Origin of the sequence: Bradyrhizobium sp. LMTR 3 (assembly GCF_001693485.1) — a bacterium.
GTDB lineage: Bacteria > Pseudomonadota > Alphaproteobacteria > Rhizobiales > Xanthobacteraceae > Bradyrhizobium.
Genome location: NZ_MAXC01000049.1, coordinates 67,078 through 79,270, shown reverse-complemented (window position 1 = coordinate 79,270; position 12,193 = coordinate 67,078). Strand labels below are relative to the sequence as shown.

Annotated in this window: 11 protein-coding genes and 1 pseudogene; 10 read left to right on the top strand and 2 right to left on the bottom strand. The window is 59.7% G+C overall.

Features of this window, described 5'->3' with window-relative positions; genetic code table 11:
* The first annotated feature begins 241 nt into the window (after positions 1–241).
* From LMTR3_RS28685 to LMTR3_RS28655, 7 genes and pseudogenes are all read left to right on the top strand, one after another.
* Positions 242–1,252 (top strand): Bug family tripartite tricarboxylate transporter substrate binding protein, encoded by a 1,011-nt coding sequence (locus LMTR3_RS28685; RefSeq protein ID WP_065748326.1) that lies wholly within the window; start codon positions 242–244, stop codon positions 1,250–1,252.
* A gap of 80 nt (positions 1,253–1,332) precedes the next feature.
* Positions 1,333–1,830, top strand: coding sequence for a tripartite tricarboxylate transporter TctB family protein (locus LMTR3_RS28680; RefSeq protein WP_065748325.1), 498 nt, complete (start codon positions 1,333–1,335; stop codon positions 1,828–1,830).
* A gap of 33 nt (positions 1,831–1,863) precedes the next feature.
* On the top strand, positions 1,864–3,366 hold the full coding sequence (locus LMTR3_RS28675; protein WP_065748324.1) for a tripartite tricarboxylate transporter permease: 1,503 nt from the start codon (positions 1,864–1,866) through the stop codon (positions 3,364–3,366).
* A gap of 206 nt (positions 3,367–3,572) precedes the next feature.
* Positions 3,573–4,865, top strand: coding sequence for an oxalate/formate MFS antiporter (gene oxlT, locus LMTR3_RS28670; RefSeq protein WP_065748323.1), 1,293 nt, complete (start codon positions 3,573–3,575; stop codon positions 4,863–4,865).
* A 271-nt stretch (positions 4,866–5,136) separates the two neighbouring features.
* Positions 5,137–5,568 (top strand): CBS domain-containing protein, encoded by a 432-nt coding sequence (locus LMTR3_RS28665; RefSeq protein ID WP_065748322.1) that lies wholly within the window; start codon positions 5,137–5,139, stop codon positions 5,566–5,568.
* A 159-nt stretch (positions 5,569–5,727) separates the two neighbouring features.
* Positions 5,728–6,783: a ketopantoate reductase family protein gene (locus LMTR3_RS28660; RefSeq protein WP_065748321.1), complete on the top strand. Its 1,056-nt coding sequence runs from the start codon at positions 5,728–5,730 to the stop codon at positions 6,781–6,783.
* A pseudogene (locus LMTR3_RS28655) lies at positions 6,767–7,110 on the top strand (fumarylacetoacetate hydrolase family protein); the annotation flags it as partial. The gene LMTR3_RS28660 and the pseudogene LMTR3_RS28655, both read left to right, overlap by 17 nt.
* Positions 7,111–7,308: 198 nt before the next feature.
* Here LMTR3_RS28655 and LMTR3_RS28650 read toward each other — a convergent pair.
* Positions 7,309–8,244 carry an alpha/beta fold hydrolase gene (locus LMTR3_RS28650; RefSeq protein ID WP_065748319.1) on the bottom strand — a complete coding sequence of 312 codons (936 nt, stop codon included), beginning with the start codon at positions 8,242–8,244 and terminating at the stop codon, positions 7,309–7,311.
* A gap of 372 nt (positions 8,245–8,616) precedes the next feature.
* Positions 8,617–8,892 carry a DUF3303 domain-containing protein gene (locus LMTR3_RS28645; protein WP_065748318.1) on the bottom strand — a complete coding sequence of 92 codons (276 nt, stop codon included), beginning with the start codon at positions 8,890–8,892 and terminating at the stop codon, positions 8,617–8,619.
* Between the two features lie 392 nt (positions 8,893–9,284).
* On the opposite strand from LMTR3_RS28645, the gene LMTR3_RS28640 reads away from it, so the two are divergent.
* The 3 genes from LMTR3_RS28640 to LMTR3_RS28630 are packed head-to-tail and all read left to right on the top strand — an operon-like array spanning position 9,285 to position 12,009.
* On the top strand, positions 9,285–10,430 hold the full coding sequence (locus LMTR3_RS28640) for a fructose-1,6-bisphosphatase (protein ID WP_065748611.1): 1,146 nt from the start codon (positions 9,285–9,287) through the stop codon (positions 10,428–10,430).
* A 21-nt stretch (positions 10,431–10,451) separates the two neighbouring features.
* Complete coding sequence (locus LMTR3_RS28635; RefSeq protein ID WP_065748317.1) at positions 10,452–11,639, top strand: 6-phosphofructokinase; 1,188 nt, start codon at positions 10,452–10,454, stop codon at positions 11,637–11,639.
* Between the two features lie 13 nt (positions 11,640–11,652).
* The gene (locus LMTR3_RS28630) at positions 11,653–12,009 is read left to right on the top strand and encodes an Mth938-like domain-containing protein (protein ID WP_065748316.1); all 357 of its coding nucleotides are present in this window, start codon (positions 11,653–11,655) and stop codon (positions 12,007–12,009) included.
* The last annotated feature ends 184 nt before the right edge of the window (positions 12,010–12,193 follow it).

Below are 12,193 nucleotides of genomic sequence, written 5' to 3'. Positions count from 1 at the left end.
GAACGGGCAGCGTGAGCATGCCTACCCCTCTTCTTGCGCCTCTCAGACTCACAATTGGCCGAAAGGAGCGGATGCCGCTCGATCAGGCCCCTCGTACAATTCGAACCTGCGGGAGTCGCGTTGAGGCAATCATTGCGGCGCGACGATCATGGGTGCATGAAGACCCGAAACGTTTGATCGGGAATGAACTTACCAAGCCGGCAAAGACCGGCGTAACCACAGTTCAACGGGAGTGAAGCAAATGAGGCGTTCTACACATCTTGCATTGGGAGCGATTGCGGCGCTGTGCACGGGCGGGGTCACGGTTCCCGCAACGGCGGCTTGGGAGCCGGTACGGCCCGTTGAATTCATCGTCCCCGCGGGCACGGGCGGCGGCGCCGACCAGATGGCGCGCACGATCCAGGGCATCGTCACCAAGCACAGTCTGATGAAGCAGCCGCTGGTCGTCATCAACAAGTCCGGCGGCGCCGGCGGCGAAGGCTTCCTCGACGTCAAGGGATCGGGCGGAAATCCGCACAAGATCATCATTACGCTTTCCAACCTTTTCACCACTCCGCTTGCCACCGGAATTCCGTTTAGCTGGAAAGATCTCACGCCGGTCGCGATGCTGGCATTGGATGAATTCGTGCTGTGGGTGAACGCCGACAAGCCGTACAAGACGGCCAAGGAGTACATCGATGCCGTGAAGGCCGCTCCCGCCGGCTCGATCAAGATGGGCGGCACCGGCTCGAAGCAGGAAGATCAGATCATCACTGTTGCCGTGGAAAAAGCCGTCGGCACCAAGTTCACCTACATTCCCTACAAGGGCGGCGGCGAAGTCGCCGTTCAACTCGTCGGCAACCACGTCGACTCGACCGTCAACAATCCGATCGAGGCGGTCGCGCAATGGCGCGGCGGCAAGCTGCGTCCGCTCTGCGTTTTTGATGCAAAGCCGATGGCCTACGATGAGCCGATCGCGGACGGCAAGGGCTGGAAGGACGTTCCGACCTGCAAGTCGGCAGGTCTCGACATGGAATATCTGATGCTGCGCGGCATCTTCATGGCGCCCAGGGCCACCAAGGACCAGGTCGAGTATTATGTCGAACTGTTCAAGAAAATTCGCGCCACGCCTGAGTGGCAGGACTTCATGAAGAGCGGTGCCTTCAACACGACCTTCCTGACCGGCGCTGAATACGCCAAATGGGTCGAGGCCGAAGACAAGCGTCATCAGACTCTGATGAAAGAGGCCGGTTTCCTCGCTCCGAGCAACTGACCGAGAAGCACTGATCGATTGGGGTAGCAACGCAGACGGCGGGCTCGGTTTCCGCGGGCTTGATTGCGCATGGAGTTTCGATGACAACAGGCAGTTCGAGCAACACCGGCCCGACCCACAAGCTCGTGGAAGCAGGCGTCACCCTACTGATCGCTCTGTTCGGAGTGATCGTGATCGCCGGCAGCCTCAAGGCGGGGATCAATTGGGGCGCTGAGGGCCCCCGCGCCGGGTTCTTCCCATTCTATATCGGACTTTTCATCGTCGCTTCCAGCGGGATCAATCTGTGGCACGGGCTGCGCGAAGACAATGACGGACTGTTCGCGGAGTGGGGACAGCTTCGTCAGGTTCTGAGCGTCGTCATTCCCACTGGCATCTATGTCGGCTCCATGCCGTTCATCGGGCTGTACGTCGCTTCGATCGTTTTCATCGCATGGTTCATGCGATGGCTGGGCAAATACAACTGGATCACCGTCCTGGCGGTGGCATTCGGTATGCCCATCGTCACCTATTTGATTTTCGAGCGCTGGTTCATGGTCCCGCTTCCAAAGGGACCCGTGGAAGATTGGCTCGACCTGTAAACAACGACGCACAGTCAAGATTGGATTATCGGGATGGAAGAACTCGTCAATCTTTTTCACGGCTTTGCGGTCGCGCTGCAGCCGTACAACATCATGCTGATGGTTATCGGCATCGTGCTCGGTGTCATCATCGGCGTGCTGCCGGGACTGGGCGGCGCCAATGGCGTCGCCATCCTGCTGCCGCTGACGTTCAGCATGTCGCCGACGTCGGCCATCATCATGTTGTCCTGTATTTACTGGGGCGCGTTGTTCGGTGGAGCGATCACCTCGATTCTCTTCAACATACCGGGCGAACCATGGTCGGTGGCCACGACGTTCGACGGCTATCCGATGGCGCAGCAGGGCAAGGCCGGCGAAGCACTGACCGCCGCCTTCACCTCCTCCTTCGTCGGCGCGCTGTTCGCCGTGGTCATGATCACGCTGGTCGCTCCCCTGGTCGCCAGCTTTGCGCTGCAATTCGGACCTGCGGAAAAGTTCGCGGTGTATTTCCTCGCATTCTGCAGCTTCGTGGGCTTGAGCAAGGAGCCGCCGTTCAAGACCATTGCGGCCATGATGATCGGCTTTGCGCTCGCCGCGGTCGGACTTGATTCCATCACCGGGCAGTTGCGGCTGACGTTCGGTGTCACCCACCTGCTCAACGGCTTCGACTTCCTGATCGCCGTGATCGGACTGTTCGGCATCGGCGAAATCCTGCTGACGATGGAAGAAGGGCTGGCCTTCCGCGGTGGCAACGCCAAGATCAACTTGCGCGTGGTGCTGCAGACTTGGAAGGAACTCCCCGCATACTGGATGACCTCGTTGCGTTCCTGCTTCATCGGCTGCTGGATGGGCATCACGCCGGCGGGTGCAACCCCAGCCTCGTTCATGAGCTACGGCATTGCCAAGCGCGTCGCGAAGAAAGGCAGCAATTTTGGTAAGGGCGAGATCGAAGGCGTCGTTGCGCCGGAGACCGCGGCGCATGCTGCGGGTACAGCGGCGCTGTTGCCGATGCTCTCGCTCGGCGTGCCGGGCTCTCCGACGGCTGCAGTGTTGCTCGGCGGCCTGTTGATCTGGGGCCTGCAGCCCGGACCGATGCTGTTCGTCGAACAGAAGGAATTCGTCTGGGGCCTGATCGCCTCGATGTATCTCGGCAATATTGTCGGCCTGCTCGTCGTGCTCACCTGCGTACCGATTTTCGCAGCTATCCTGCGCGTGCCTTTCAGCATCATTGCACCCCTTATTCTGGTGCTATGCGCGATCGGTGCCTATTCGGTCCATAGCAGCACGTTTGACGTCATGCTGATGCTGGTGTTCGGCGTGATCGGTTATCTGCTCAAGAAGTGCAACTATCCCCTCGCCCCGCTGGTGCTGGCGATCGTGCTCGGCGACAAGGCCGAAGAGGCCTTCCGCCAGTCGCTTCTGGGATCCCAGGGCTCGTTTGGAGTGTTCCTTTCCAATCCGCTGGTCAGCACGATCATGATCCTGGGATTGATCGCGCTGTTCTGGTCGGTCATTCAGGAAGGCTACAGCCGCCTCCGATCCGCGGCGACCGCATGATTAAGCTCTAAGCAAAGCAATAGCTTAAGACGCTTCCAACGATTGGGCCGCGCAACTGCGCGGCCCTTTTTGTTTGTGCAGCCTTTCACCGGCCCGGGGAATTCTTAGAACATGTGCAAATTTTTCTCTTGTCTACTGGCATAACATATACCACACTCGCGCCGAGCTGTCGGGCAACGATAGAACAGCAGCCCTTTGGAGGAAAAATGACGGATACAGTGCACGGAGCAGCCCCCGTCGCGGAGGCGCGAGTGAGCGATGCCTATCGCTGGACTCAATTGGCCATCGGCGTCGCCGCGATGGTGATGATCGCGAACTACCAATATGGTTGGACGTTCTTCGTCCCCGACATCCAGCAGAAATTCGGATGGGATCGCGCCTCGATCCAGTGGGCATTTACGCTGTTCGTGCTGTTCGAGACCTGGCTGGTGCCGGTCGAGGGATGGTTCGTCGATAAATACGGCCCGCGCCTCGTCGTCCTGATCGGCGGCATCCTCTGCGCCATCGGATGGGCGATCAACGCCCACGCGACCACGCTCAACGGCTTCTATCTCGGCATGATCATCGCAGGCATCGGCGCGGGTGGCGTGTACGGCACCTGCGTCGGCAACGCGCTGAAGTGGTTTCCCGACAAGCGCGGCCTCGCCGCCGGCATCACCGCCGCCGGATTCGGCGCAGGCTCGGCGCTGACCGTTGCGCCGATCCAGGCGATGATCAAGGACTCCGGCTTCCAGACCACCTTCCTCTATTTCGGTCTCGGCCAAGGCATCATCATCGTCATTCTCGCCTTCCTGATGTTCTCGCCGAAAGCGGGACAGGTGCCGACGGTGCAGAACAGCAACGTGATCCAGACCCGGCGCAACTATCAACCCACCGAAGTGATCCGTCAGCCGATCTTCTGGCTGATGTATTTCATGTTCGTGATCGTCGGCGCCGGCGGATTGATGGTGACGGCCAACCTCAAGCCGATCGCCGTCGACTGGAAGGTCGACAGCGTGCCGGTGACGCTGATGGCGGTGACGATGACGGCGGTGACGTTCGCGGCCACCATCGATCGCGTGCTCAACGGCCTGACCCGTCCGTTCTTCGGCTGGATCTCCGACATGATCGGCCGCGAGAACACCATGTTCATCGCCTTCGGCATGGAGGGCATCGGTATCTGGGGCCTCTACATGCTGGGCCATGACCCGGTCTGGTTCGTGCTGCTGTCGGGCTTCGTGTTCTTTGCCTGGGGCGAGATCTACTCCCTCTTCCCATCGACCTGCACGGACACCTTCGGCGCAAAGTTCGCCGCCACCAATGCCGGCCTGCTCTACACGGCAAAGGGTACCGCGGCGCTGTTGGTGCCGGTGGCGAACTACATGCAGCAATCGTCGGGCACCTGGGACACCGTGTTCATCGTCGCGGCCGGCGCGAATATCCTGGCCTCGCTGCTGGCGATCGCGGTGCTAAAACCCTGGCGCAAGATGGTGGTCGCCAAATCGCAGATTGCGGCCTAGCCACACCGCTCCACCGCATGACAAAGGCGCGCTCACCCTCCGGTGGGCGCGTTTTCTTTTGGCGAGCAGGAGGCCCTGGCATACCTGACGCCATTTGGGACCGAGCAACTCGAGAGCCCCTCTTCCTGGAATGTCACGGCACTTTCCAGAAATGTCAATAATACTGCCTATTTATCTCGACCTCGGCTGCGAGAATTCCACATTCCGCGTGTTGACAATTGGCATTATGTATACCAGACTTGAGCCAATAGTTCACCCCAAGGAGGTTGCCATGCAAGTCGGAGATATCCTGCGCAAGAAAGCCGCCCGTGTCGCAACGGTCCGCATGAACGAGACCGTCGCCATTGCCGCGCAACTGATGCGCTCCGGCAATATCAGCGCGCTGGTCGTCAAGGATGTCGTCCGCACCGAAGGCAACACGGCGGTCGGCATGTTCACCGAGCGCGACGTGGTTCGCGCGATTGCCGAACACGGCGCAGCCGGCGTGAACATGCGCGTCTCGCAATTCATTTCGGTGCAGCAGCTCGTCTCCTGTACCTCGGCGGATACGCTCGAGCATGTCCGTCACCTCATGAGCAAGCATCACATCCGCCACGTGCCGGTAATCGACAATTACAGCCTGATCGGCGTCATCAGCATTCGCGACATCACGACCGCGTTCGACGACGAAGCAACGCCCTACAAGCTGGTCGCGTCGGCCTGACCGGTCGCTTCGAACTCCGCCGGCATTTCCTGGGCCCATCCCAGGGAAGCCGGCGGTATCGCACCGAAAATTTCGGCTTAACTCCTGTCGCAAAGCAGGCGCTCGCAAATTTGCGCCGGAGTAGTGGCGCGCCGGAAAGCATTATCTGTGGGAGGGCGCATGGCGCGCAACATTCTGATCCTTGGAGCCTCGTATGGCTCATTGCTGGCGACAAAGCTATTGATGGCGGGTCACAACGTGACCCTGGTTTGCCGGAAGCAGACGGCCGAACTCATCAATCGCGACGGCACCGAAGTTCGCATCAAGCTGCGCGACGAGGCGGCGCACCGGCCGATCTTCTCGCGCGACCTGCCTGGAATCCTGGACGCGGTCGAGCCCGCCGGCGTCGATCCTTCCCGTTATGATCTGGTTGGTCTTGCCATGCAGGAACCGCAATACACCAACCATGCGATCCAGGCTCTGATGATCAAAATCGCCGAGGCGAAGCTGCCTTGCCTTTCGATCATGAACATGCCGCCCTTGCCCTATCTCAGACGGATCCCGGCGCTTGCGAAGATGGAGCTGGAGCAGGCCTACACCAACGCCGCGGTATGGGAACAGTTCGAGCCGGGCTTGGTGTCGCTCTGCTCCCCCGATCCGCAGGCCTTCCGCCCACCGGAAGAGGCGGCGAATGTTCTTCATGTCGGCCTGCCGACAAACTTCAAGGCAGCGTCATTTGCGGATGAGAAACATAATTTGCTGCTTCGAGAGCTGGAAGCCGACGTCGATGCGGTGAAGCTGGATGGCCAGGACGTTCCGGTGAAGCTCAAAGTGTTCGATTCGATGTTCGTCCCTCTGGCCAAATGGTCGATGCTGTTGACGGGGAATTACCGCTGCATCACGCCGCAGGAGCCGCAATCGATCCGCGACGCGGTGCACGGCGATATCAATCTCTCGCAGTCGATCTACGACCATGTCGATGCCATCGCCCAGCGCCTGGGCGCCGATCCCACCGATCAGGTACCTTTCGAGAAATACGCCAAAGCCGCGGAAAGCCTTCTCAAGCCCTCGTCGGCGGCCCGGGCGGTCGCTGGTGGCGCGCCTTCCATCGAGCGCGTCGACCTGCTGGTCAAGCTGATTTCGCATCAACTTGGCGTACCCAATGCCGAAATCGACCGCACGGTCCAGATCGTCAATCAAAAACTGAATGAGAGCGTCGCCACCGTATCTCTCTAAAGCCACCACCAGTGTCACCGCGCCGGCGTGATCGAATGCCCCCCCTCCTATGCGACCCCTCTCCTATGACGGCAAGACCACCTATGAGGGCGAGCCCGGCATCGTCATCGGCAAGCCCTGCACCAACGTTTCCATTGATGAGGCCGATGACTTCATCTTCGGCTACACCTGCGTCAACGACGTCAGCAAGATCTCGCATGACATAACACTGTCCGGTGATCTGATCGCCTGCGGCACATCGGTCGGCGTCATGTGAAAGAGCCGGTCAACACGGTGACGGTGGCGATCGACGGCATCGGCGAGCTGACCAATGAGTTCAGGCAGTAAGCGGCGTAATCTGAGACCTATGGCGTGAACCCATTAGTTTTCGGACTGGTCGGCCGATGTCCGCATTGGCGCGCATTACGAACTCAAGTCGGTGCACAAAAACGGAAGTTGGGTGGGCCGCAGCCGTCCGGAAGCGCTCGACCGCCCGCCGGGGCTCCCGGAAAACGGCATCAACGATCGTGAACGAGATACAACAGTTCAGTGCTTTGCAATGAATGCAAGCACCTTCTCATTGAAGGCTTGGGGGTTCTCAACCTCCATCTGATGAGATGCTGCCGGAATCGTTGCACGTTCTACGCTCGGCAAGCAGTGTTCCAGTCTGTCGTTGATGAGACGGAACATCTTGGGACTGCGCTCCCCGTCGAGGAGCAATGTTGGCGCTTTCACCTTCTGCACATCCTCGCATGTCGTGGGTGGATGGAGGTTTCGCGATGAGACCTCGCCCTTTAGTTCTTGGGCATTGTCCATGAGGCGCTTCAGAACGGGAGGTGGGAGTTTCTCGTACGACCCCTCGCCCAACACGCCATTCACAAATCGACGCACTCCTTCTTCATCATTCCCCTGCTTGAATGCTTCGCTCGTAGCGATTGATCTCGTGATGGCGGCGGTAAGAAGAGCATCTCCTTCAGGTGTATTTTTTAGTAACGGCATTACAGGCGGTTCGCCCAGCGTCAGACTGCGAATGACCTCCGGGTGATCTCGTGCGACTAGGAAAGCAATAAACGCTCCATACGAATGACCAATGAGATGAAGCGGGGGTAGATTAAGTGCCTTGATGAAGGCAGCCAGGTCTCTCGCATGTATCGTCACAGAAAAATCTGTTGAGTCTTTGGGCCATTCATTTGGATAGTGATACCGACGACTGTACGAGATTAGTCGATATCTGTTCGAGAACGCCTCAAGCTGTCCATCCCACGTGCGGTAATCCTCCAGTGTGCCGTGCACCAGCACCACTGGAGTTCCTTGCCCGAGCTCAATGTAATGCAGTGTAAGGCCATTAATTTGCACCTCTCTTGTTTGCATCTCAGAAGAGGATGCGCCTTTCTGCTGCGCGAATGACGGACTCGCGACGAAGAACATGGCTGCCAGCGATACGAGAACAATGTGTTTCAGGACGAGCGTTCTCGGTTGCATATGACTCTCCTGGTGTTGTGATACGTGTCGGGCGCTGGCGCGCACACGACCCCTGCGATTGATGAGTCACATCGGCAAGAAGGAGACGTCGATTAATCGAAGTGCGATGCCCGCTGACGGTGCGCTAGCTACCCGCTGTCCCATGCAAAGACTTCGGCACGTCCGCTTCCGGAGCTAGAGCCAAATCTAGCCGATTTCACCGGCCTGAGGAATGGTTCTCTCGGCTCGACCAATGTCCCAAATGGGTCAAACGCGCTGCTTTGACTGACGGCCAGTCACTTCCGGTCTTCCTCGATCAACAGACATTCTGAGCCTGCTTCGGCATGCCACCGCCGCCGAACCCGGCGGCGGTGGCTGTGATCGTATTGAAGGTCAACGCTTGGGTAGCGACGCCATCACCTCGCCCGCGTCTGCGTCCTCTAGGCAAGGCGCGACGGTCAACGGGAGCAGGTCAGACCATTGGGCGACCCAACGATACATGGCCTTTGGATCACTCGATTCGGAGATCGCAAATCCCTGACCGTTCATGCCATGCCAACGCCCCAACATCTTTACGCCCTCGGGTGGTGCGCCGCCGGTTTCCAGGAAGCGTGCGACTGCTGCATTGAAAGTGCCTTGAGGTACAGTCCAAGATACTATGAACTTCATGCGAGTCTCCCATTCGCAATTAATGGGTGAATGTCGCGGCTTCGCCGCTTGCGCACGATAGCGCCTACGAATCGAATAACAATGGCGAATGGATGGGCCTGCTGGTTCATTCAAGGGCGCTGTTTTGGACGGCAACGCACAAATCGTTATCGAAATGTCGCATTGGGGCCAACGGCGGGCTCGTACACCGCTGCAACTCCCATCGCTCTTGGCATGATCCTTACGGTGATCGATGATCCCGGCTACCGGATGAGCCCGAGCTTTTCGAGAAGGGCATTTGTGGAACCTAACGAAACTTCAGACGTTCTGTGTCGCGAATGAGCAGCGCCGTCGCCCCGGCGCAGCAAGCGCAGACGCCGAGGCGGTGCGCTGCGCTGTCGGAGGGAACGCTCATGAAACTCACCCTTTCGGTCATCAAGGCTGACATAGGCTCGGTCGGCGGCCACACGAAACCGTCCACACGCATGATGGCGGCTGTCGAGGGCGAGGTCGCGAGGGCCATCTGCGATGGCCTGCTGATCGACGCTTTCGTCTGCCACACCGGCGACGACATTGCGATCATCATGACGCACACACGGGGCGAAGGGAGCTCCGAGGTGCATCAACTTGCCTGGAAGGCGTTCCTCGCGGCCACCTCGGTCGCGAAAACCTCCGGGCTTTATGGCGCCGGGCAGGATCTTCTCGTCGACGCACCGTCCGGAAACGTCCGCGGCGCCGGCCCGGGCGTCGCCGAGCTCAGCTTCGACCACAGCCTCTCGGGCACGAGACCTGCAGAGTCCTTCATGGTGTTCGCCGCCGACAAATGCGGCCCCGGCGCCTACAACCTGCCGCTCTACCTCGCCTTTGCCGATCCCATGTATTGCGCCGGGCTGATGCTGCCCCCGATGATCAAGGGATTCCGTTTCCATGTCATCGACATGGACAACACGGCCGGCGACAGCGTGATCGAACTCGACGCGCCCGCGGATGGCTACCACATTGCCGCGCTGCTCCGCGACAACGAACGCTTTGGCATTGATCGCATCGTTTCCCGGACCCATGGCGAGGTCGCCGTCGCCGTTTCGGCGCAGCGTCTTCACGCGATCGCCGGCAAGTACACCGGCAAGGACGATCCGGTCGCGATCGTCAGGAACCAGGGGATTTTCCCGGCGCCCGAAGAAATCGTCTCGCCGTTCGCGAAGGCGCACTTCGTAGGCGGCGATGCGCGCGGCTCGCACGTGATGCCGCTCATGCCGGTGCCAATTAACACGCCGGTGACAGGCATGTACTGCCTGCCGATCGTTTCCTGCGCCGGCTTTTCGATCGACAAGGACGGCCGTTTCTCGGAGTCCTATACCGATTTCTTCGACAACCCGGCGTGGGACGAGGTCCGCCGGCGCGCCCAGCGCAAGGCCATCGAGATGCGCAGCCAGGGCTGGTCCGGTGCCGCGATGCTGCCCTATTCCGAGCTGGAGTATGGAGGCTTCCGCGACACCGTATCCTCACTGCTGAAGCGCTTTAAGGTGCACAAGGAGCGCAAGCCGGAAGCGGCCGAGTAAGGGACCGCCTGCGAGGTGGGTATGGCAAAACGGCGTATCGGCATTCTCACGGGCGGCGGCGACGTTCCCGGTCTCAACGCAGTCATCAAGAGCGTGACATATCGCGGCAGCGAGAACGACATCGAGGTCGTCGGTCTCCGCCGTGGTTGGGAGGCCCTCACGCACGTAAACCTCGAGGACCCGGCCTCTAGGTCCCACTACATCATCCCGCTGAACCGTGACAACACGCGCACCATAGATCGGAGTGGCGGCACCGTGCTGCACTCGAGCCGCACTAATCCATCCAAGATGAAGAAGCTGCCGGATCATCTCGCCGGCAACGACTTTCCGGCTTCGCTCAGCACCAAGGGCGGCATCGCAACCAGGACATGGGACGTCACCAGCCAGGTGCTGGCGAACCTCTCGGGGCTCGGCATCGAACATCTGATCGCCATCGGCGGCGACGACACGCTCAGTTATGCAGCCAAGCTCAACGACGTCGGCGTCAAGATCATCGCCATCCCGAAGACGATGGACAACGACGTCCGCAATACCGAGTACTGCATCGGCTTCTCGACCGCGATCACCCGCGCCAGCGACGCCATCCAGCGGCAGCGCACCACTGTCGGATCGCACGAGCGAATTGGCATTTTCCGCGTCTTTGGCCGCGATGCCGGATTTACAGCGCTCTACACCGCATACGCCACCTCGATACGGTGCGTCATACCGGAGTACAAGGTCGATCTCGACAAACTGATCCAGTTGCTCGTCGAGGAGAAGCGCGCCAACCCAAGCAACTACGCGCTCGTCGTGCTCAGCGAGGGCGCCGCGTGGGAGGGCTACGAGGTGCAGGAATACGGCGAGCCCGATGCCTACGGCCATCGCAAGAAGGCGAGCGTGGCGGAATCGTTCGCCGACGAGATCAAGCGGCGCGCCGGCGAGGAGACGATCACATCTGACCTCACCTACGACCTGCGATCGGGCAATCCGGACTTCATGGACAAGCTCGTGGCCCTGACTTTCGGTAACATGGCCTACGATGCCATCCTGGAAGGCAAGACGGGCCGCATGTCGGCGCTGGTGGAGGGGCGCTACGACCTCGTGCCCATCCCTGACGCCAAGCTCGGGCCGCGCAAATTGGACGTCGCCAACACATACAACACGGAGCGCTACCGCCCCATCTACGGCAATAAGCGAGGGCTGCCGATCTTTCTCACCCGCGCGTCATAGGTGGAGACAGGCCATGGAGATCGAACGCACGACTTTCGGCACCATCACGATTGACGGAAAGACCTATGAACACGACGTGATCATTCGTCTCTCCGGCGAAATCGCAAGGCGGAAGAAAAAGCTGTCGAAGAAGTACTACGGCACCTCGCATGTCCTCTCGAAAGACGAAGCGAAGTTCATCTATGAGGACGGATGCGAGCAGCTAATTCTTGGCTCGGGCCAGATGGGCAATGTGCACCTGTCGCCGGAAGCAGAGACGTATTTTGCGAAAAAGGGTTGCGCGGTCCTGTTGCAGCCGACCCCCAAAGCGATTCATACGTTCAACAACTCGCATGCAAAGAAGATCGGCCTTTTCCACATTACCTGCTAGATCGGGCCGGCGGAGAACATCGTGTGTGCTGACCGGTGGCGGAAACCAGAGTCGGCTCAAAAGCGTCGATTTAGCATGCCTGCAGCATGTCCGGTTTTGCGGGTGATCTCGGAAGATGCCGGACTCCATGCGGAATTGTTCGCACTGCGGAAACAAGCCGCGCTTTTGCATGATGGCGTTGCCC

Excerpts from the sequence above, each read along its gene's own strand:
- LMTR3_RS28685 (WP_065748326.1), top strand. The coding sequence starts at position 242 with ATGAGGCGTTCTACACATCTTGCATTGGGAGCGATTGCGGCGCTGTGC.
- LMTR3_RS28680 (WP_065748325.1), top strand. The coding sequence starts at position 1,333 with ATGACAACAGGCAGTTCGAGCAACACCGGCCCGACCCACAAGCTCGTG.
- LMTR3_RS28675 (WP_065748324.1), top strand. The coding sequence starts at position 1,864 with ATGGAAGAACTCGTCAATCTTTTTCACGGCTTTGCGGTCGCGCTGCAG.
- oxlT (WP_065748323.1), top strand. The coding sequence starts at position 3,573 with ATGACGGATACAGTGCACGGAGCAGCCCCCGTCGCGGAGGCGCGAGTG.
- LMTR3_RS28665 (WP_065748322.1), top strand. The coding sequence starts at position 5,137 with ATGCAAGTCGGAGATATCCTGCGCAAGAAAGCCGCCCGTGTCGCAACG.
- LMTR3_RS28660 (WP_065748321.1), top strand. The coding sequence starts at position 5,728 with ATGGCGCGCAACATTCTGATCCTTGGAGCCTCGTATGGCTCATTGCTG.
- LMTR3_RS28650 (WP_065748319.1), bottom strand. The coding sequence starts at position 8,244 with ATGCAACCGAGAACGCTCGTCCTGAAACACATTGTTCTCGTATCGCTG.
- LMTR3_RS28645 (WP_065748318.1), bottom strand. The coding sequence starts at position 8,892 with ATGAAGTTCATAGTATCTTGGACTGTACCTCAAGGCACTTTCAATGCA.
- LMTR3_RS28640 (WP_065748611.1), top strand. The coding sequence starts at position 9,285 with ATGAAACTCACCCTTTCGGTCATCAAGGCTGACATAGGCTCGGTCGGC.
- LMTR3_RS28635 (WP_065748317.1), top strand. The coding sequence starts at position 10,452 with ATGGCAAAACGGCGTATCGGCATTCTCACGGGCGGCGGCGACGTTCCC.
- LMTR3_RS28630 (WP_065748316.1), top strand. The coding sequence starts at position 11,653 with ATGGAGATCGAACGCACGACTTTCGGCACCATCACGATTGACGGAAAG.